This is a genomic window from Candidatus Neomicrothrix sp. (genome assembly GCF_035329545.1).
In the GTDB taxonomy this organism is placed as follows: Bacteria; Actinomycetota; Acidimicrobiia; order Acidimicrobiales; family Microtrichaceae; genus Microthrix; species Microthrix subdominans.
The window spans coordinates 1-18,673 of the sequence record NZ_DAOLGP010000023.1; the positions used below are offsets into that span (position 1 = coordinate 1).

The following is an 18,673-nucleotide window of genomic DNA, read 5'->3' on the forward strand; positions in this document are numbered from 1 at the left end:
CTCCATCGCCCGCACCTTGGGCGCGCCCGACACCGTGCCGGCGGGCAGCGTGGCGGCGAGCACGTCGGCCGGGGTCTTGCCCTCGGCGAGGGTGCCGGCCACCTGGCTGGTCAGGTGCATGACGTGGCTGAACTTCTCCAGCGTCATCAGCTCCTCCACCTCGCAGGTGCCGAACTGGACCACTCGGCCCACGTCGTTGCGGGCCAGGTCGACCAGCATCAGGTGCTCGGCCCGCTCCTTGGGATGCTCTGCCAGTTCGGCGCCCAGCTTGCGGTCGTGTTCCGGCGTGCGGCCCCGAAAGCGGGTGCCGGCGATCGGCCGGGAGATCACCCGGTCGCCCAGCAGCTGCACCAGCGGCTCGGGTGAACAGCCCACCAACACCAGCTCGGGCTCGCGGACGAAGAACATGTAGGGGCTGGGGTTGATCTGGCGCAGCACCCGGTAGACGTCAAAGGGATCGGCGTCGAGGTCGAACTCGTAGCGGGTGGACAGCACCACCTGAAAGATGTCGCCGTCGAGGATGTGCTCCTTGGCCACCTCAACCGCCTGGCAGTAGGCGGTCTCATCCAGGCTGGCCCGCACCGGCGGCACCGGATCGTCGCTGCGGGGCGGGTGGACGAGCGGCTCGTCGAGCGGACGGGCACCATCGGCGGTCAGCGTGTCGAGCGCCGCCACCGCGTTGTCGAACAGATCGTCCAACGTCGCCTCGTCGGCATCGGGCGGCACGACGACGTTGACGATCAGCGTGACCCGCTGGCTGAAGTGGTCGTAGGCGGCCAGCTCGCCGATCACCGACTGAACCGCCTCGGGAAACCCGCGGTCGTCGAGGGGCGTATCGGGCAGGTGCTCCACCTCGCGGACGACGTCGTATCCCAGATAGCCGACCAGGCCGGAGTGCAGCGGCGGCTCGGCGCCCTCGGGGAATCCGATCGACTCGCTGCTCGGGGCGGTCAGGATCCGCCCCATCGCCTCGATCGTCGCCAGCATGCCGACGGGGGGCAGCTCGGCGAGCAGGTCGCTGAGTGGCCCCGGACGGGCGTCGACCGTGACCTGACCGCCGGCCAGCGACAGGCGGGCCAGTGGGCGGCGGCCGACGAAGGACCACCGACCCCATCCCCCGCCCAGTTCGACCGACTCGAGCAGGAAACCCGGCTCGTCGCCCTCGCACAGGCGGGCGAACGCCGCCACCGGGGTGGTGAGATCGGCGAGCAGCTGGCGCCAGACCGGCACGACGGTGAAGTCGGCAGCCAGCTCGCCGAAGCGCTCGCGGGTCAGCTCGGAGTTCATCGTTCGGCGTTCTCTGTAACGAGCGATCGAAAGAAGCAGCTGCGTGAGCCGGTATGGCAGGCGGCCCCTACTTGATCGACCCGGAACAACAGCGCGTCACCGTCGCAGTCGTACGCGGCCGAGCGCAGGTGCTGCACATCTCCAGAGGTATCGCCCTTGCGCCACCGCTCCTGGCGGGAGCGCGACCAGTAGACCATGCGTCCGGTCTCGATCGTTTCGATCAGGGTCTCACGGTTCATCCAGGCCACCATCAGCACCTCGCCGGAGTCGTCGTCGACGACGACGGCGCAGATCAGGCCGGCCTCATCGAAGCTCAGGGCGTCCAGCGGTGGGTCGACGGCGCTCACAAGTACAACCCGGTCGAGCCCTCGGCCAGACGTTGGGCGGCCACGGCATGCACGTCACGTTCGCGCAGGATGATGAACGTTTCGCCCCGCACCTCCACCTCGAAGACGTCCTCGGGGTTGAACAGCACCTGGTCGCCTTCCTTGACGCTGCGCACGTTGGGCCCCAGGGCCCGCACTTCGGCCCAGCTGAGGCGCTTGCCCCGTTCGGCGGTTGCCGGGATGAGGATGCCGCCGGTCGAGCGCCGCTCGCCCTCGGAGTCGGGCGCGACCAGCAAACGGTCGGCGAGCATCTTGATCGGCAGCGGTTCACCGTCGTGGTCGACGGGTCCGCTCGAGGTAGGGGTTTCGGGGGCGCTGTGATCAGTCATCGGCACCGGGCAACCTACTCGCCCGGGCTCCCCCGCCGGCGGCTAGTCGACCGTCCAGGTCGTGCCCGACGCGAGCATGGCGGTCAGGTCGTCGCGGCTGCCCGGACCGGTCACCTCGGCAGCGCGATGCACCGGCGCGGTGACGTCGCGGAAGATGCCCATCGGTGTCGGCTCGGTGGGTTCGGGCGCCATCAGCGCCAGGGCCATGGCCGCGGTCGGACTCACACGTCGTTCCTCGTGCACGTAGAGGCTGCCGGCGCCCACCTCGTCGACCTCGACCACCCGAGCCCCGTCCAGGTCGATATGCACCCCGGCATGGCCGTCCTCGCCAAAACGGGCGGGCTGACCGTCGACGAGCGGGATCAGCATCTCGGAGCGGACCGACTTGCCGGTGACGTCGGTGAACGCACCGTCGTTGAACACGTTGCAGTTCTGCAGGATCTCGACGAAGGCGGCCCCCTGATGGGCGTGTGCCCGGCGGAAGATCTCCTGCATGCCCACCCGGTCCATGTCGTGGGTGCGGGCGACGAACGTGGCGCCTGCGCCGAGCGCCACCGCCAGCGGGTTGAGGGGGGCATCGACCGAGCCGAACGGCGTGCTCTTGGTGGTCTTGCCCACCTCGGAGGTCGGGGAGTACTGCCCCTTGGTCAGGCCGTAGATGCGGTTGTTGAACAACAGGATCGTCAGGTTGACGTTGCGGCGCAGCGCGTGCAGCAGGTGGTTGCCACCGATCGACAGCAGGTCGCCGTCGCCGCCGACGACGAACACCGACAGCTCGGGTCGGGCCAGCGCCAACCCGGTGGCCAGCGCAGGCGCCCGGCCGTGGATCGAGTGGATGCCGTAGGTGTCCATGTAATACGGGAAACGGGCGGCACACCCGATGCCCGAGATCACCACCGTGTCCTCCCGGCGGATGCCCATGTCGGGCAACGCCAGCTGCATCGCGGCGAGGATCGAGTAGTCCCCGCAGCCCGGACACCAGCGCACCTCTTGGTCGCTTTGCCAGTCGGCCCGCTTGGTGGTCGGGATCCCGACGCGTTGTTCGTCGAGGACAGGTTCGTCGATCACGCTCATCGCAGTACCTCCGAGATTCGGGCGGTCAGTTCGGCCGCCGAGAACGGTTGCCCCTCCACTTTGGAGACCGGGTGGGCATCGACGAGAAACTCGGCGCGCAGCAGGCGGCTGAGCTGGCCGGAGTTCAGCTCGGGGACCACGATCGTCGAGTAGCGCCCGAGCACCTCGCCCAGGTTGGCCGGAAACGGGTTGAGATGGCGCAGGTGCACGTGGGCGGTGCGGTGACCGGCGTTGGCCAGGCGGGCCATCGCGTGGGTGATCGCCCCCCAAGTGGAGCCCCAGCCGACGATCAACACGTCGGCGTCGACATCGCCTTCGACGACGGCCGGCGGGATGTCACCGGCGATACCCGCCACTTTGGCGGCCCGCAGGTCGGTCATGCGCTGGTGGTTGTCGGGGTCATAGGAGATGTTGCCGGTGCCGTCCGCCTTCTCCAGGCCACCGATGCGGTGCTCCAGCCCCGGCGTGCCGGGCACGGCCCACGGTCGAGCCAGCGTGTCGGGGTCACGCTCGTAGGGCCAGAAGTCGCTCCCACCATCGGGGCGCTCGTGATTGGGTTCGGTCGTCTTGGCCACCGAGATGTCGGGCAGCTCGGACACGTCGGGCAACCGCCACGGCTCCGATGAGTTGGCCAGATAGCCGTCGGACAACAGGATCACCGGCGTGCGGTACTTCAGTGCCAGCCGGGCCGCCTCGATCGCCACCTCGAAACACTCCCCCGGCCGTGACGCAGAGATCACCGGCAGGGGACTTTCGCCGTGACGGCCGTACAAGGCGATCATCAGGTCGGACGCCTCGGTCTTGGTCGGCAGTCCGGTCGCCGGCCCGCCCCGCTGGATGTCGACCACGATCAGGGGGAGCTCGAGCGACACGGCCAGGCCGAGCGCCTCCGCCTTGAGTGCCAGGCCCGGCCCGGAGGTGGTCGTCACCGCCAGGTCGCCACCGAAGGCGGCGCCGATGGCGGAGGTGATCGCCGCGATCTCGTCCTCGGCCTGAAAGGTGCGAACGCCCGCATCGGGGTGGCGGGCCAGCTCGTGAAGGATCGCCGAGGCGGGGGTGATCGGATAGCTGCCCAGAAAGACGGGCAACTCGGCACACACACCGGCGGCGATCAGCCCCCAGGCCAGGGCGGTGTTGCCGTCGACCGAGCGGTAGGTGCCCGGAGCGCGTTTGCTGGCGGGCACGATGACCGCGTTGGCGCCCAGCTCGGCGGTTTCACCGAATGCGTGGCCGGCGCTGAGTGCCCGGCGGTTGGCCTGGCGCACCGCGTCGTCACCGCTGAACTTCTCGTCAATCCAGGCGTTGACCGCCTCGGTGTCGCGGGTGTACATCCAGGCGAGGATCCCGAGGGCGAAGAAGTTCTTCGACCGTCCTGCGTGGCGGCCCGAGACGCCGGTGCCCTTCACCGCCAGCTTGGTGAGGCTGGTCATCGGCACGTCGATGACCTCGTAGGCGTCGAGTTCGGCGGTGCCGCGCGGGTCGGCGTCGTAGCCGGCCTTGGCCAGGCTGCGCTCGTCGAACCCGTCGCCGTTGAGGATGAGGGTGCCGCCCTTGGCGAGTCGGGCCAGTTCGCTGCGCAACGCCGCCGGGTTCATCGCCACCAGCACGGCGGCGTCGTCCCCGGGGGTGGTCACCTCCCGGTCGGCGATGCGCACCTGGAAGGCCGAGACGCCCGGCAGGGTGCCCGCCGGAGCTCGGATCTCCGCCGGGAAGTCCGGCAGCGTCGCCAGGTCGTTGCCGGCCAGCGCCGCCAGGGCGGTGAACCGGTCCCCGGTGAGCTGCATGCCATCACCGGAGTCCCCGGCCAGCCGGATGGTGACGTCGTGAACGATTTGTGGTGTGGCCACATCGAGCGACATGTATTCCCCTTGAAAGTGCGGTGAACCAGGTCTACCCGTCTGCGGGAACACCCAACCAATCAAAGCTGGCAGCGTTCACATATGAGCCGCCTCCGGCGGCCTTTGCGGCGACGGTAGCACCGTCGGCGCAAGGGGCTAGGGAGCCTCGCTCCCCGGGGCGGACGGCCCGGGGCGGACGTCCACGCCGGCCGCAGCCAGGTGCGCTTTGGCCTCCCCGATCGTGTGCTCGCCAAAGTGAAAGATCGAGGCGGCCAGCACCGCGTCTGCGTGGCCCTCGGTGATGCCCTCGACCAGGTGGTCAAGGCCGCCGGCCCCCCCGGAGGCGATGATCGGAACGTTCACGACGTCGGCGACCGCTGCGGTCATCTCCAGGTCAAAACCGTCGCGGGTGCCGTCTCGGTCCATCGAGGTCAACATGATCTCGCCGGCACCCAGCTCGACGACCCGGGCGGCCCACTCCAGCGCATCGAGGCCGGTCGTGGTTCGCCCGCCGTGGATCACCACCTCGTAGCCGCTGGGAGCATCGCCCCGGCGGGCGTCGATCGAGACGACCACGCACTGGCTACCGAACTCGGCCGCCAGCGCACCGATGAGCCCGGGGTTCTCCACCGCAGCCGAGTTGATCGACACCTTGTCGGCCCCTGCCCGCAGCAGGCGTCGGGCGTCGTCGACCGACCGGATGCCGCCGCCGATCGTGAACGGGATGAACACCACCTCGGCGGTGCGCGCCACCACGTCGACGATCGTCTCGCGCTGATCGGACGAGGCGGTGATGTCGAGGAACACCAGCTCGTCGGCGCCCTCCGCGTCGTAACGGGCGGCCAGCTCGACCGGGTCGCCGGCGTCGCGCAGGCCGACGAAGTTCACCCCCTTGACGACGCGTCCTGCGTCGACGTCGAGGCATGGGATCACGCGGGCGGTCTTCATTGGCTCTCCTGAACACTGGTGACGAAGTTGTCGAGAAGATCGAGCCCGACGAGGCCCGACTTCTCCGGATGGAACTGGACCGCCCACACGTTGTCGCTGGCGACGGCGGCCACCCCCGGGCCGCCGTACTCGCAGGTGGCGATCACCGTGTCGTCCATCGGGGCCACGTAGGAGTGAACGAAGTACATCCAGGCGTCCTCGACCCCGGCGAGCAGGCGGTGGGTGGGCTCGGTGGCCTCGAGCCGATTCCACTGCATTTGGGGGTGCTTCACCCCGTCGGGCAGCCGACGGACGGTGCCCTCGAGCACCCCCAGCCCGGGGCGGCCCGGCGACTCATCGCTGGCGTCGTAGAGCAGTTGCATCCCGACGCAGATGCCCAGAAACGGCCGGCCGGAGGCCGCAAAGCTGCGGACGGATCCGGCCAACCCCGAGGCGTCGAGCGCGTCCATGCATGCACCGAAGGCACCGACCCCGGGCAGCACTGCAGCTGCGGCGCCATCGATCACCTCGGGGTCGCTGACGAGCGCCGCGTCTGCGCCAAGGTGTTGCAGGGCCTTCTCCGCCGACCGCAGGTTGCCGATCCCGTAGTCGATCACGGCGATCTTTGGAGTGCTCACCGGCGTGGCGGGGGTGACAGGGTGCCCTTGGTCGAGGGCACACCTCCCCCATCGACCCGCACTGCGTCGCGCAGGGTGCGGGCCAGCCCCTTGAACGTGGCCTCGATCAGGTGGTGGGTGTTGGTACCCGCCCGCTTGGTGACGTGCAGCGTGATCGCGGCCGACGTGGCGAAGCTGACGAGGAAGTGCTCGGCCATCTGGGGGTTGAACGGCGGGTTACCCAGCGGCAACGCCTCGTTGACCGGCAGGTCGACCACCACGAAGGGCCGGCCCGAGAGGTCGAGGGCCACCTCGATCAACGCCTCGTCCAAGGGGTAGAGCCCGCTGGCGAAGCGCCGAACGCCGGCCTTGTCACCCAGCGCGTCCCGGAAGGCCTCGCCCAGGGCGATCCCCACGTCCTCGACGGTGTGGTGGCTGTCGACGTGCAGGTCACCGGTCGCCTTCACCTCGAGGTCGAACCCGCCGTGGCGGCCGATCTGGTCGAGCATGTGGTCGAAGAACGGCAACCCGGTCGACACCTCGACGGTGCCGGCGCCGTCCAGGTCGATCGCGATCGCGATGTCGGTCTCGGCGGTGGTGCGCCGCCTGGTGCCCGTGCGGCCCTCCGGTCGATCAGAAGTCATGGGGCCAGTCTGCCCCCCGAGGCTGGCTTGGGTGGAACCGGATTCCGGTTTCGAGCCATGATGTGCGCTCTCGGACCGGCGCTAGGGGGCGATCGTGGGATCACACAGGCGTTGGAGCGGCATCCGACTGGCCTCGTTATTCATGGTCGGCACGATGACGATCGCCACCGGTGCGTGTGCCGACGACGACGTCACCGCCGGGGCGCCCGAGGTGCCCGGGCCCGCTTACAGCGGCTCGGTTCGGGTGTCGGCGCTCGACAACATCTACCGACCCGAGGCGTTGAAGGTGGTGACCGACACCGAGGTGGTGTGGAGCAACGACGGCCGCAACGACCACAACGTGATCGAGAACCCCGACAACCAAGGGTCGGACGACGCTGGTTTCGGCGTGGAGACCGCCGACTTCGCCCCGGGTGACGAGTACTCGGCCACGTTCCCGACCCCCGGCGCCTACCGCTACTTCTGCTCGCTGCACGCCACCGCCACCGCCGGCTCGATGCGGGGCACGGTCGTCGTGGTCGACGCCGACTCGGCCACCGACGTGGTCGAGGGCTGAACCCAATCGCTCAACAGGACATCCCATGGGGGGAATGATGACCAGACCACACAAGCCCACCCGGATGCTGGGGGTGCTGTTCGCGTTCGCGTTGTTGGTCTCGGCCTGTGGCGGCGATTCCGAGGACGCGGGCTCCGCCTCTGAGACCGACCAATCGGATGGGGATCAGGGCGCCTCGGGCACGACCATCTCGGTGCCCGAGGACCACCAGACGATCCAGGCGGCGGTCGACGCGGCCAAGCCGGGCGACATGATCATGATCGGCGAGGGCACCTACAACGAGGCGGTCGACGTCGAGACCGACCGCCTCACCATCCGGGGTGCAGATCGCAACACGACGATCCTCGACGGCCAGTTCAAGCTGGAGAACGGCATCCGGGTGCTGTCGGCCAAGGGCGTCGCCGTCGAAAACCTGACCGCACGCAACTACACGACCAACGGGTTCTTCTGGACCGGCGTCGACGGGTACCGGGGCAGCTACCTCACCACCTACCGCAACGGCGACTACGGCATCTACGCCTTCGACTCGGTCAACGGATTGCTCGAGCACAGCTACGGATCGGGCAGCCCCGATGCCGGCGTGTACATCGGGCAGTGCTACCCGTGCAACGCGGTGATCGACGATTTCGTCTCAGAGAACAACGGGCTCGGGTATTCGGGCACCAACTCCGGGGGCAACCTGGCGGTCGTCAACTCGGTCTTCCGCAACAACCGGGCCGGCATCGTGCCCAACTCGGGCAGCTACGAGCTCTGCTACCCCGAGCGGGAGACCTCGGTGATCGGCAATCTGGTGTACTCGAACAACAACGGCGACACCCCGGCCATCGACGTGGCGCTGCTGGCGATGGGCAACGGCATCGTCGTCCCGGGCGGGGTGCGCAACACGATCGAACGCAACCGGGTGTGGAACCACACACGCACCGGCATCGGGCTGGTGCCGTTCCTCGAGGAGGACGCCAACGACAACATGCCGGAGGCCTCCGACTGGGAGCAGCCCTGCGACGAGCAGAAGGCCAAGCCGGCGACCGCACCCGAGGACGTCGAGAACCCGTTGCTGTGGAACCCGCAGGAGAACATCGTGCGCGGCAACGTCGTCTCCGAGTCGGGCATCGCCGACCTGGGCATCGGTTCGGTCGACACCGACCTCTCCGAACTGGGCAACTGCTGGTCGAACAACAAGGCCACCACCAGCCGGCCCAAGGACCTCGAATCGCTGGCGCCCTGCGACGGCGACCAGGTGGGCAAGGTGGCCGCCAAGGGCTGGGACGTCGACGAGCTGGATGTGGTGAGCTGGCTGGCCGAGCAGGGCGACCAGCCCGAGCCCAAGGACTACAAGGACTCCCCCGAGCCGCCCGAGCAGGACAACATGCCCGACGCCGCCACCGCCCCGGCCGAACCGGCCACCAACATGCCGCCCAAGGTGGACCTGGCCAGCATCGAGGTGCCCGAGAAGCCCGTTTCGTGAGGCGGGCGGGCCGGTTGGCCCTGGCGGCGCTGTGCTCGCTGATGGTCGTTGCGGCGTCCTGCGGCGGCGGCGGCGGCGGCGGCGGCGGCGACGATGCGGCGCGGGCCGAAGCGCTGGCCAAGCGGACCGGCCCACAGGGACGGGTCCCCCAGTTTCTGGTCGAATGCACGTTCAGCCACTTCGCCCCCGACGACCCGATCGTCTGGCCGGACGCACCCGGTCGCTCCCACAACCACACCTTCGTCGGCAACGACTCGGCCGAGGCATCGTCCACCGTTCAGTCCCTCGACCGAGCGGGGACGACCTGTCGCAACCAACAGGATCGGGCCAGCTACTGGGCACCGACGCTGTACGACCATCGCCAGCCGGTCGTCCCCGACAAGGCCGACGCCTACTACCGGCCGGGCCCGATGGTCGACCCGACCACCATCGAAACCTATCCGCACGGGCTGAAGATCGTGTCGGGCGACCACACCAAGAACGCCCAACCGCCGGAGGTGGCCCGCTGGAGTTGCGGCACCGGCGGCGAGCGCCAGGCGACGGCGCCAGAGTGTCCGCCGGGGCGCAACCTCCGCCTGGAGGTGGTGTTTCCCGACTGCTGGAACGGGACCGATACCGACTCGGACGACCACCGCAGCCACATGTCCCGATCGGTGGGCGGGCTGTGCCCCGACACCCATCCCGTACCGGTGCCCGAGCTGATGTTGGCCTACACCTACCCGATCAGCGGACCGGGCCACGAACTGCTGCTCGCATCCGGGGACACCGGGACGGCCCACGCCGACTTCTTCAATGCCTGGGACCCCGACACGCTCGCCGGCGAGATCCGCTCGTGTCTGCACCGTCAGGTGATCTGCGGGGTGGCCTCCAACCGGCCGACCAGCTGACCCAGCTAGCCCAGTCGGTCGATCAACTCGCCGGCGCGGCCGCTGCCATCGGGGCGGGCCGAGCGGGCGCGCTCGACCGCCTGATCGAGGTTCTTGCGTGCCTTGCGGCCCGTGACGTTCGCCGACTCGAGCAGCGCCTCGGCCTGAGCCTCGGAGGCGCCCTGGAGACGCTTGGCCGCCTTGTTCGCCTTCTTGCGGCCGCGACGGCTGGCATCCTGGGCGGCGTCGCGCAGGTCGTGTGCCCGCTCCTCGCCGGCGAGCCTCAGCGCCACCGCGCCGTCGACGGCATCCTGGCGGGCTCGTTCGACGGCCGCCTTGGCGTCGGCCTTGGCCCGCTTCCGCGCCTTGCGGCCCTTCACCTTGGCCGCCTCGGCCTCGGCCTTGGCGCTGGACAGCGCATCGGCCATCAACGTCTTCGCCTGCTTGCGGGCCTTCCGGGACGACTTGGCCACCGAGTCGGCCTCTGCCCGAGCGGCTTCCTTCAGCGACTTGCTCGCCTTCTTCGAACCATCGAGGGTGTCCTGCGCCAGCGCCTGCAGCTCGGCGCGCACCTCGTCGGAGGTCGCCTTGTTGCGCTTGGCGGCCTTGCGCGACAGCTTCTGCTGCTCGGCCTTCGCGGCCTTGGCCGCCTTCTTGCGGGAATTGCGGCTTTGCTTGGCCACTTTTTGACCCCGCTCACCGGCTGCACCGGCAACGTCGCCGCCTTCGACGCGGGCGACCTCGGCCACCCGGTGGGCACTCTTCAGGCCGGCGTCGGCCAAGTCGGAGAGTTCCTCGCGGGCAGCGTCCGCCAGCTTGGCGGCCATCGTCTTGGTCTCCTCGAGCGTCTCGCCCAGCTCCTCGCGAGCCGACCCGGCCACCTCACCGGCCTGCGCCTTCAGCACGTCATAGAGCCGCTTGGCGCTCTGGGCGCCTTCATGGGCCTGTTCGGCGGCGGCGTCCTTGGCCTTCGCCGCCGCACGGGACGCATGCGCGCCCGTGTTGGCAACGGTGCTGCGAACGTCGTCGGCTGCGTCCTGGGTTTTGGTCATCGTTCCTCCGGGCAGTGAGCGTCGACCGCCGATCCTAGCGGCGGCTGCCCGATGTTCAGTACCAAGCCGAGGGCATCGATAAACACCCGGTTCTCCTCGGGTGTTCCGACCGTGACCCGCAGGCAGCCCTCCAGCCCTGGCCACGATGCGCAGTTGCGTACGAGCACTCCCCGGTCGACCAGCGCCTGCCACACCTCCTCGCCCGAGCCGTCGTCGGGCCGGAACAACAAGAAGTTGGCCGAGGACGGCCAGGTGCGCACCGGCAGCTCCGCGAGCCGGGCCTCGATCCAACCTCGCTGCTCGGTGATGCGCGACACCCGCCGGTCCATCTCGCCGACGTAGTCCAAGGCCAGCTCGCCGGCGGCCTGGGTCATCACGTCGAGGTGGTACGGCAGGGCCACCCGCTCGAGATCCTCGATCAGCCAGGTGGGGCCCAGCAGGTAACCGAGGCGCACCGCCGCCATCGACCAGGTCTTGGAGAAGGTGCGGGTGACGACCATCGGTACTGCGTCGGCATCGTCGACCCCGCGCACGAGCTCGATCGCCGACCAGGGGGCGAACTGCCCATAGGCCTCGTCGACGACCAGCAGCGTGCCGGTCTCACCGCACGCCTCCAGGGCGGCCCGCACCGTGTCGGGATCCTCGGCGACGCCGGTCGGGTTGTTGGGGTTGCAGAGAAACACCAGGGCCGGGCGATGGCGGGCGATGGCCTCGCCGACCGTGTCGGGCGCGAGGGTGAAGTCCTCGGCCCGAGGCTCGCTGACGACCTCGGTGCCGGTCACCCGGCAGATGTGGCTGTGCAGCGCGTAGGTGGGCTCGAACGTCAGCGCGCGGCGCCCGGCCCCGCCGTAGGCCAGCGCCAGGCTCTGCAGGACCTCGTTCGACCCGTTGGCGGCGAACACCCGGTCGGGCGTCGTCCCCTCCACCTCGGCGATTCGGGTACGCAGCGCCTCGGCGCCCCGGTCGGGATAGCGGTTCCAATCGGCGCCCGCCAGCGCCTCGGCCAGGCGAGGGCCGAAGTCGGCCGGGGGCGGCTCGGGTGCCTCGTTGGTGTTCAGCCGCACCGCAACATCGAGCTGGGGCGAGTGGTAGCCGGGGATGAGAGCGACGTCGTCGCGCACCGCCGGACGGATGAGGCTCATCGACCGATCCCCCGCTGGCGCACCGATTGGGCGTGGGCGATCAGGCCCTCCGCTTCGGCGAGGGCGATCACGTCGTCGCCGAGTCGTGCGAGCGCGTCCCGGTCGAGGGTGACCGTGTGGTGCTGGCGCAGGAAGTCATCGACGGTGAGCGCCGAGGAGAACCGGGCGGTGCCGCTGGTGGGCAGCACGTGGGAGGGGCCGGCAACGTAGTCGCCGACCGAGGCCGGGCTGAATCGTCCGCAGAACACGGCGCCCGCGTTGCGCACCCGCGCCGCCACCGCCTGGGCGTCGGCGAGGTGCAGTTCGAGGTGCTCGGGGGCGATGTGGTCGCTGACCGCCAGGGCGCCGTCGAGGTCGTCGACGAGCACCGCGTGCCCGGCGCTGGCCAACGTCGCCTCGATGTCGGCCCGGCGGGGGGCCCGAGCCACCTGGGCAGCGATCTCGACGTTGATCGCAGCGGCGACCTCGGCATCCCAGGTGATCAGCCAGGCCAGCCCGTCGGGCCCGTGTTCGGCCTGGAGGATGACGTCGGCCGCCGAATCCCCAGCGGGCACGCTGCCATCGGCGATGACCACCACCTCGGAGGGGCCGGCAAAGGCGCTGGGCACGCCGACCTGCCCGGCGACCTCGCGTTTGGCCAGCGCGACGAAACGATTGCCGGGCCCGCAGATGACGTCGACCGCCGGGATCGACTCGGTCCCGTACGCCAGCGCAGCGATCGCTTGGGCCCCACCGACGGCGTAGACCTCCTCGACCCCCGCCGCACGGGCCGCCGCCAGGGTCACCGGGGTCACCCCGTCCGGCCCGGCGGGCGGCACGCACACCGCCACCTGGTCGACCCCGGCGACCAACGCCGGCACGGCGGTGTGGATCACCGTCGAGGGGTAGGCCGCTCGGCCGCCGGGCACATAACAGCCGGCCCGCGTCACCGGGGAGTACGAGGACATGATCCTCACCCCGGTCGTCGGGTTGACGAACTCGCTCGGAGCGCGCAGCTGGTGGCGGTGGTAGGCGGCGACCGAGTCGACCGCCCGTTGCAGCGCCCCCCGAACCGCCGGATCGGTCGCCTCCCAGGCGCGATCGATCTGCTCGTCGCTCACCCGCAGGGCCTCGAGCTGCGCACCGTCGAAGCGGGCGGTGAGCTCGATGAGGGCGGCGTCGCCCTCGGAGCGGACCCTGGCGATCAGGTCGCGCACCACCGTCAGCGGCTCATCGCCCGCCAGGTCGGGACGGGGAAGGTCGGAGGTGGGGTCGGGTGCCCCGCGACGGTCGAGAACGTTCAGCACGAGCGCGCAGGCTATAACAGGCCGATGAGCATCGTCGCCGAGCTATCCGCCCTGTCCACCGCACTGGACGAGCTCACCGCGAGGGTCGTCAACCTGGCCGACGCCCGAGGCTCCGACGACGAGGACCCGATCCGATCGGACCTCCAGGAGGTGGAGCGCCACCTCACCCAGGCCGGTCGGCGGGTGGCGAAGTCGCTGCGCTCACTCGATGTGTGAGGGCATCTCGTTGCCGACCGAGAACGTGGTGAGCAGCGACGCCAGCTCTCGGGGCCGATCGCCCTGCACCGAATGGCCTGCATCGGCGACCGACGTCACCCAACCGTCGGGCTGACGGCGCAGAAACTCCGCCTCGTCCTCATCGTCGACCACCGGCGAGGTCGCTCCGCGCACGAGCAGGGTCGGCATCTCCAACGCCGAGACCGCCCGCCACAGGTCCTCGTGGGCGTCGTCGCTGCGCTGGCCCATCGGGCGCCGGTCGTAGTTCCACACCCACGACCGGTCCTCTTGGCGATGGGCGTTGTGCAGGATTCCCCGACGCAGTGAGGACGCGCTGCGCGTCGGGTTGAACTCGGTGGTGCGGGCGAAGATCTCGGCGAAGCTGGGGAACGACTGCGGGCCCTCGATGAAGGCGTGCACGTCGGCGGCCTTGTCCCGGGTCACGCCGGGGGTGATGTCGACGAGCGCCAGTCGGCGACAACACGAGGGTCGGGCGGCGGCGAGCGCCAGGGCGGTCAGGCCACCGAGGGACATCCCGACCAGCGCCTCGGGAACAAACCCGAGGCGGTCGAGTGCGGCACCGATCGTGGCCGCCGAGGTGGCCGGATCGTAACGACCGTCGCTGCGCCAACCCGATGAGCCGTGCCCGGGCAGGTCGAAGGCCACCGCATCGACGGTGGGATCGGTGCCCAGCACCGGCGTGAGCGCCGGATCGGACAGGGCGAGCAACACCGTGTCCCAGGTGTGGGCGTTCTGGGCGCCACCGTGCAGAAACACCCACTGCGGGGGGCCGCTCCCCCAGCGGAGATACGACAGCGGGGGCTCGCCGCCGCCGATGTCGACCCGGTGACGGGTCACGTTGGGAACCTCGGGGCCGCCCAGGTCGTACTCGGCGCGGTTCTCGTCGAAGAACGCAAACTCGTCGTAGACGAAGTCCGGGTCGTCCGGGTCGTGATCCGCGTGATCGGGGTGGTGGCTCACCGCAGTCATTCTTACCAGGGCGGTGCTTACCAGGGCGACGCAAACGTCACAGCCAACATCAACCCAGCAACGAGCTGCGCCGCCAAGGCCTGGCGCTGGCAGCGGATCGGGATGGCGGCGGCCGCCACGGTCAGCCAGGGAACGAAGGGCAGCCAGATGCGCTCCACCTCGCCCTTGGACAACCCGGACACCTCGGCGGCGGCCAACCCGGCGAGCACCCCTCCGACCAGGATCCAGGCACCGGCGCGGCGACGACCCGGAAGCGACACCAGGACCACCGGCCCCACCGCGATCGCCAGCGCCAAGAGGTTGGACAAGCGAAAGAAGCCGCCGGGCCTCAGCGAGGCGATGCCCTCGTGGTAGGCGGTCACCGTCACCCGAAGACCATCGAGCAACCAGAAGCCGGCCCACGCCATCAGCGCCACCGGCACCACCGCCCCCAGCACCGCCAGGCCGGCCGGTGCCCACCGGCGTCGCCACGCCAACAACGCCAGGCACAGCCCGGGCGGGACGAGAAACAGCGGTGCCCCGTAGGTGCCCAACACGAGCAACCCGGCGAACGTCCCTCCGAGGGCGGCCATCGCACCACCCGCCCAAGTCGGTCGAGCCCCACCCTCTCCCGGCGCAACGCAGCGTCCTTCCCCCGAACGCGGCCAGGCGCCGCTGCGCACCGCCGCCAACGCCAACGCTGTGCCCGAGGCCACCGCCACCGCGGCAAACACGGCGTCCATCGACGTGGCCACCCACAGCACCGACGGCGTCAACCCGACGAACACGGCCGCCCGTCGGGCCTCCCGCTCGGTGGCCAGCGCCCGCACGGCGATCAGCACCAGCGGGCTGGCCAGGCATGCCACGCCCACCAGCACCAGCGCCGTGCCGCTCGCCCCGCGGATGCCGATTCGATCCAACGCTTCCAGGCCGAGCACGGGCCCGGGCGGGTGGCCCTGCACATGGATGGGATAGCCGCGCAGCTCGTCGACGAACCGGCCGATGAACACGAGCGGGTCGGTCGGCGAGTTCCGCGCGGCAGCGAGGTATTCATGGGGGTCGTCCAACGGTGCGCCGAGGCCCGTCCATCCGCCGGGCAGGTTGATCGCCAGGGTCCATCCCAGGCTGACCAGCCAGGAACCGGCGAGCAGCCCCACCCAGCTCAGGGTGCGCGTCAGCCTCGGCCACCAGACGACCAGCGCGCCGCCGAGCAGTGCCGCAACGATCAGCTCCGGGGCCCAGTCGGTCTCCCACAGGCCGAAGAGCGGTGCGGCGCCGAGCATGATCGTTCCGCCCGAGTCCCAGATGTGTTGCTGCCAGGCCCCCATCACCCAGAGCAGACCAACCCCGACGACGAGGATCGCCAGCCCCGATGCCACGCGCCACGGGGACCAGCGGGCTGGCTGATCGTCGATCGGATCCGTCGTCACCGGGTCTTACACCTGGGCTGGGGGACGCCGCAACGGGGCATGGACGAACTCGGCCAGGCCAACCTCGGGCGCCACCCGCGCACGGAAGCCCAATGCCTCGGTGGCCAGCGCCGGATCGGCGGTGACGTGGCGCACGTCGCCGGCCCGGTAGCGCCCGACCACCTCGGGTGCCAGGCCCCGCCCGTCCTCAGCCGCCATCGCCGACGCCATCCCGAGCAGGGTGATCGGCCGACCGGAGGCGATGTTGAGCGCCCCTCGGTAGGGCTCCGAGCGCTCGAGGGCGGCGACGTTGGCGGCGGCCACGTCGGCAACGTGGACAAAGTCCCGCCGCTGCCCCCCGTCCTCGAACACCTGGGGGCGGGTGCCCGCCTCGAGCTGGGAGCGAAAGATGGACGCCACGCCGGCGTAGGGCGTGTCGCGGGGCATCCGGGGCCCATAGACGTTGTGATAGCGCAGCGAGGTCGTCACCACCCCCAGCTCGGCCTCGGCCGTCGCGCACAGGTGTTCCTGGGCCAGCTTGGTCGTCGCGTAGACGTTGCGCGGGTCGAGCGGGGCGTCCTCGGGCACCAGTTCGGTCGACAGCTCGCTTCCGCAAAGCGGACACCGGGGCTCCCAGCGCCCGGCCTCCAGGTCGGCGCTGCGCCGGGCCAGCGGCACGACGACGCCGTCGGACTCACAGCGGTAGCGCCCCTCGCCGTAGACCACCATCGACGAGGCCAACACGATGCGGCCCGACCAGCCCGCAGCCGACATCGCCCCGAGCATGACGGCGGTGCCGAGGTCGTTGTTGGTGACGTAGGCCGGAGCGTCGGTGAGGTCGACGCCCAGGCCCACCTTGGCCGCCTGATGACTCACCGCATCGAGGCCGTCGAGCATCCCGTGCCAGGTGGCCGGATCGGCGACGTCGGCCCAGCGCCACTCCGCCTCGGGGTTGAGCCAGTCGGGGGCGCCATCGTGGGCGGCCGGATCGAGGTTGTCGATCACCGCCACCCGGTGGCCCGCCTCGATCAGCTGATCGACGATGTGGGAGCCGATGAACCCGGCCCCGCCGGTCACCAGCACGTTCATGCCCGTCCTCCCATGTCCCGATCTCCCGTGTCACGACTTCGTCGGGTAGGTCCCGGTGTTTCGGTCGCCTACCGTGTGTCAGCTTGGACGCCGCATCGCCCGCACCACCAAACGACGCCATCGCCGTCGATGTCGTCCTGCCCGCCCTGGACGAGGTGGAGGGCGTCCGCTGGCTGCTCCCCCGGCTCCCAAGCGGCCACCGGGCGATCGTGGTCGACAACGGTTCGACCGATGGCACCGCCGAGGCGGCGGAGGCGGGCGGTGCACTCGTCGTGCGAGAGCCGACCAAGGGGTTTGGCGCCGCCTGTTTCGCCGGGCTGAGCGCCGCCACCGCACCGGTGGTGGCGTTCATGGACGCCGACGCCAGCTTCGACCCCGCCGACCTGCCGAAGGTCACCCAGCCGGTGCTGGAAGGCCGAGCCGACCTTGTCCTCGGGGCGCGTACGCCCGAAGGCCGGTCGGCCTGGCCGCTGCACGCCCGGGTGGCCAACCGGTTCCTCGCCTGGGAATTGCGTCGACGTGCCGACGTCGACCTCACCGACCTGGGTCCGATGCGGGCCGCCCGCCGCCGGGACCTCCTGGCGCTGGGGATCGCCGATCGACGATCCGGCTGGCCCCTCGAGATGGTGTTGCTCGCCGCCGAGGCAGGCTGGGACATCGAGGAGGTGGCGGTGCGGTATCTGGCGAGGGCGGGGCGATCCAAGGTCACCGGGACGATCCGAGGCACGATGACCGCAGTATCCGACATGAGCCGGGTCCTCGCCCGTGGCTGAGCGCGACCTGACCGTCATCGTGTTGGCCAAGGCCCCGGTACCCGGTCGGGTGAAGACCCGCCTGTGCCCGCCGTGCACCCCCGAGCAGGCGGCAGCGCTGGCGATGGCCGCCGTACTCGACACCCTGCACGCCGCCGCCGACGTGGATGCCACCCGGCACCTGCTCGTGCTCGACGGCGACCCGGGGGGCTGGGTTCCCGACGGCTGGGAGGTGGTGCCCCAGTGCGACGGTGGCCTGGACCGTCGCCTTGGAGCCGCTTTTGCCGCCGCCGGTGGGCCGGCGGTGCTCGTCGGCATGGACACCCCGCAACTCGATCCGGCCGTCGTGGCCCGGGCCGGTGCCGCCGTGGTCTCCGCACCCGGCGTCGGGGTGCTGGGCATGGCCAACGACGGCGGGTTCTGGATCGTCGCCCTCTCTGCGGGCGGGCCAGAGGACTTCGAGGGTGTCCCGATGAGTGACGCCGACACGGGCGCCCTCCAGCTGGAGCGGTTGATCGAGCGGGGACACCGGGTGGAGCTGGTCGAATCGCTCACCGACGTGGACTCGTGGGATGAGGCGCGGGTGGTCGCCCGCGCTGCGCCGACGGGCCGCTTCGCCACCGAGGTCGAACGCGTCGCCGCCCGCCTCGGCTGAGGCGGGCGGCGATCTCTCGGGTGGGCCGTACAGGATTCGAACCTGTGACCCCCTGCGCGTCATGCAGGTGCGCTAGCCAACTGCGCCAACGGCCCGTGAAGTTTCAACCTTACC

Annotated in this window: 20 protein-coding genes and 1 tRNA gene; 6 read left to right on the forward strand and 15 right to left on the reverse strand. The window is 70.4% G+C overall.

What is annotated here, in order from left to right; translation table 11 throughout:
* The 8 genes from PKD89_RS12795 to hisB all read right to left on the reverse strand — a co-directional run.
* On the reverse strand, positions 1-1,287 hold a 1,287-nt coding region (locus PKD89_RS12795), incomplete at its 3' end, for an anthranilate synthase component I family protein (RefSeq protein ID WP_324332482.1).
* On the reverse strand, positions 1,284-1,634 hold the full coding sequence (hisI, locus tag PKD89_RS12800; RefSeq protein WP_287375054.1) for a phosphoribosyl-AMP cyclohydrolase: 351 nt from the start codon (positions 1,632-1,634) through the stop codon (positions 1,284-1,286). The genes hisI and PKD89_RS12795, both read right to left, overlap by 4 nt.
* Positions 1,631-2,002: a co-chaperone GroES gene (locus PKD89_RS12805; protein WP_287375057.1), complete on the reverse strand. Its 372-nt coding sequence runs from the start codon at positions 2,000-2,002 to the stop codon at positions 1,631-1,633. The genes hisI and PKD89_RS12805 overlap by 4 nt, the downstream gene beginning before the upstream one ends.
* Before the next feature lie 42 nt (positions 2,003-2,044).
* Positions 2,045-3,076 (reverse strand): 2-oxoacid:ferredoxin oxidoreductase subunit beta, encoded by a 1,032-nt coding sequence (locus PKD89_RS12810; protein ID WP_287375061.1) that lies wholly within the window; start codon positions 3,074-3,076, stop codon positions 2,045-2,047.
* Positions 3,073-4,935 carry a 2-oxoacid:acceptor oxidoreductase subunit alpha gene (locus tag PKD89_RS12815; RefSeq protein ID WP_287375065.1) on the reverse strand — a complete coding sequence of 621 codons (1,863 nt, stop codon included), beginning with the start codon at positions 4,933-4,935 and terminating at the stop codon, positions 3,073-3,075. The genes PKD89_RS12810 and PKD89_RS12815 overlap by 4 nt, the downstream gene beginning before the upstream one ends.
* Before the next feature lie 135 nt (positions 4,936-5,070).
* Positions 5,071-5,862: an imidazole glycerol phosphate synthase subunit HisF gene (gene hisF / locus PKD89_RS12820; RefSeq protein ID WP_287375068.1), complete on the reverse strand. Its 792-nt coding sequence runs from the start codon at positions 5,860-5,862 to the stop codon at positions 5,071-5,073.
* A complete protein-coding gene (gene hisH, locus PKD89_RS12825; RefSeq protein ID WP_289010863.1) occupies positions 5,859-6,479 on the reverse strand; it encodes an imidazole glycerol phosphate synthase subunit HisH in 621 nt (206 codons plus the stop codon). Before hisH ends, hisF begins: the two co-directional genes overlap by 4 nt.
* The gene (gene hisB, locus PKD89_RS12830) at positions 6,476-7,102 is read right to left on the reverse strand and encodes an imidazoleglycerol-phosphate dehydratase HisB (RefSeq protein ID WP_287375073.1); all 627 of its coding nucleotides are present in this window, start codon (positions 7,100-7,102) and stop codon (positions 6,476-6,478) included. The genes hisH and hisB overlap by 4 nt, the downstream gene beginning before the upstream one ends.
* A 154-nt stretch (positions 7,103-7,256) precedes the next feature.
* Between hisB and PKD89_RS12835 the strand changes: the two genes are divergently transcribed.
* Genes PKD89_RS12835 through PKD89_RS12845 form a run of 3 tightly spaced genes read left to right on the forward strand, consistent with a single transcriptional unit; the run spans position 7,257 to position 10,010 of the window.
* Complete coding sequence (locus PKD89_RS12835; protein ID WP_287375076.1) at positions 7,257-7,658, forward strand: cupredoxin domain-containing protein; 402 nt, start codon at positions 7,257-7,259, stop codon at positions 7,656-7,658.
* Between the two features lie 37 nt (positions 7,659-7,695).
* Positions 7,696-9,123, forward strand: a complete 1,428-nt coding sequence (locus PKD89_RS12840) for a right-handed parallel beta-helix repeat-containing protein (RefSeq protein WP_289010862.1) — start codon at positions 7,696-7,698, stop codon at positions 9,121-9,123.
* The gene (locus tag PKD89_RS12845; RefSeq protein WP_289010861.1) at positions 9,120-10,010 is read left to right on the forward strand and encodes a DUF1996 domain-containing protein; all 891 of its coding nucleotides are present in this window, start codon (positions 9,120-9,122) and stop codon (positions 10,008-10,010) included. The genes PKD89_RS12840 and PKD89_RS12845 overlap by 4 nt, the downstream gene beginning before the upstream one ends.
* A gap of 5 nt (positions 10,011-10,015) precedes the next feature.
* Here the strand turns inward: PKD89_RS12845 and PKD89_RS12850 are convergent, their stop codons facing one another.
* Genes PKD89_RS12850 through hisD form a run of 3 tightly spaced genes read right to left on the reverse strand, consistent with a single transcriptional unit; the run spans position 10,016 to position 13,469 of the window.
* Positions 10,016-11,041: a hypothetical protein gene (locus tag PKD89_RS12850; RefSeq protein ID WP_289010860.1), complete on the reverse strand. Its 1,026-nt coding sequence runs from the start codon at positions 11,039-11,041 to the stop codon at positions 10,016-10,018.
* The gene (locus PKD89_RS12855) at positions 11,038-12,183 is read right to left on the reverse strand and encodes a pyridoxal phosphate-dependent aminotransferase (RefSeq protein WP_289010859.1); all 1,146 of its coding nucleotides are present in this window, start codon (positions 12,181-12,183) and stop codon (positions 11,038-11,040) included. The genes PKD89_RS12850 and PKD89_RS12855 overlap by 4 nt, the downstream gene beginning before the upstream one ends.
* Positions 12,180-13,469, reverse strand: a complete 1,290-nt coding sequence (hisD, locus tag PKD89_RS12860; protein WP_289010857.1) for a histidinol dehydrogenase — start codon at positions 13,467-13,469, stop codon at positions 12,180-12,182. Before hisD ends, PKD89_RS12855 begins: the two co-directional genes overlap by 4 nt.
* A 24-nt stretch (positions 13,470-13,493) precedes the next feature.
* Between hisD and PKD89_RS12865 the strand changes: the two genes are divergently transcribed.
* Positions 13,494-13,685, forward strand: a complete 192-nt coding sequence (locus PKD89_RS12865) for a hypothetical protein (RefSeq protein ID WP_287375095.1) — start codon at positions 13,494-13,496, stop codon at positions 13,683-13,685.
* On the opposite strand, the gene PKD89_RS12870 is transcribed toward PKD89_RS12865, so the two are convergent.
* From PKD89_RS12870 to PKD89_RS12880, 3 genes are read right to left on the reverse strand one after another with little or no spacing between them, the layout of a single operon-like run.
* The gene (locus tag PKD89_RS12870) at positions 13,671-14,666 is read right to left on the reverse strand and encodes an alpha/beta fold hydrolase (RefSeq protein WP_289010856.1); all 996 of its coding nucleotides are present in this window, start codon (positions 14,664-14,666) and stop codon (positions 13,671-13,673) included. The two genes, PKD89_RS12865 and PKD89_RS12870, sit on opposite strands and share 15 nt — an antisense overlap.
* A gap of 26 nt (positions 14,667-14,692) precedes the next feature.
* Positions 14,693-16,084: a hypothetical protein gene (locus PKD89_RS12875; protein WP_289010855.1), complete on the reverse strand. Its 1,392-nt coding sequence runs from the start codon at positions 16,082-16,084 to the stop codon at positions 14,693-14,695.
* Between the two features lie 6 nt (positions 16,085-16,090).
* On the reverse strand, positions 16,091-17,152 hold the full coding sequence (locus PKD89_RS12880; protein WP_289010853.1) for an NAD-dependent epimerase/dehydratase family protein: 1,062 nt from the start codon (positions 17,150-17,152) through the stop codon (positions 16,091-16,093).
* Positions 17,153-17,235: 83 nt separating this feature from the next.
* Here PKD89_RS12880 and PKD89_RS12885 point away from each other — a divergent pair, with 83 nt between their 5' ends.
* Both PKD89_RS12885 and PKD89_RS12890 read left to right on the forward strand, forming a co-directional pair.
* Positions 17,236-17,925, forward strand: a complete 690-nt coding sequence (locus tag PKD89_RS12885; protein WP_287375106.1) for a glycosyltransferase family 2 protein — start codon at positions 17,236-17,238, stop codon at positions 17,923-17,925.
* The gene (locus tag PKD89_RS12890; protein WP_289010851.1) at positions 17,918-18,559 is read left to right on the forward strand and encodes a TIGR04282 family arsenosugar biosynthesis glycosyltransferase; all 642 of its coding nucleotides are present in this window, start codon (positions 17,918-17,920) and stop codon (positions 18,557-18,559) included. Before PKD89_RS12885 ends, PKD89_RS12890 begins: the two co-directional genes overlap by 8 nt.
* 21 nt (positions 18,560-18,580) lie before the next feature.
* Here the strand turns inward: PKD89_RS12890 and PKD89_RS12895 are convergent.
* Positions 18,581-18,654, reverse strand: a tRNA-Val gene (locus tag PKD89_RS12895).
* Positions 18,655-18,673 lie beyond the last annotated feature (19 nt).

Bases quoted from the DNA above. Each gene is read 5' to 3' on its own strand.
- PKD89_RS12805 (WP_287375057.1), bottom strand. From the start codon at position 2,002: ATGACTGATCACAGCGCCCCCGAAACCCCTACCTCGAGCGGACCCGTC.
- PKD89_RS12810 (WP_287375061.1), bottom strand. From the start codon at position 3,076: ATGAGCGTGATCGACGAACCTGTCCTCGACGAACAACGCGTCGGGATC.
- PKD89_RS12815 (WP_287375065.1), bottom strand. From the start codon at position 4,935: ATGTCGCTCGATGTGGCCACACCACAAATCGTTCACGACGTCACCATC.
- hisF (WP_287375068.1), bottom strand. From the start codon at position 5,862: ATGAAGACCGCCCGCGTGATCCCATGCCTCGACGTCGACGCAGGACGC.
- hisB (WP_287375073.1), bottom strand. From the start codon at position 7,102: ATGACTTCTGATCGACCGGAGGGCCGCACGGGCACCAGGCGGCGCACC.
- PKD89_RS12835 (WP_287375076.1), top strand. From the start codon at position 7,257: ATGACGATCGCCACCGGTGCGTGTGCCGACGACGACGTCACCGCCGGG.
- PKD89_RS12840 (WP_289010862.1), top strand. From the start codon at position 7,696: ATGACCAGACCACACAAGCCCACCCGGATGCTGGGGGTGCTGTTCGCG.
- PKD89_RS12850 (WP_289010860.1), bottom strand. From the start codon at position 11,041: ATGACCAAAACCCAGGACGCAGCCGACGACGTTCGCAGCACCGTTGCC.
- PKD89_RS12855 (WP_289010859.1), bottom strand. From the start codon at position 12,183: ATGAGCCTCATCCGTCCGGCGGTGCGCGACGACGTCGCTCTCATCCCC.
- PKD89_RS12865 (WP_287375095.1), top strand. From the start codon at position 13,494: ATGAGCATCGTCGCCGAGCTATCCGCCCTGTCCACCGCACTGGACGAG.
- PKD89_RS12880 (WP_289010853.1), bottom strand. From the start codon at position 17,152: ATGAACGTGCTGGTGACCGGCGGGGCCGGGTTCATCGGCTCCCACATC.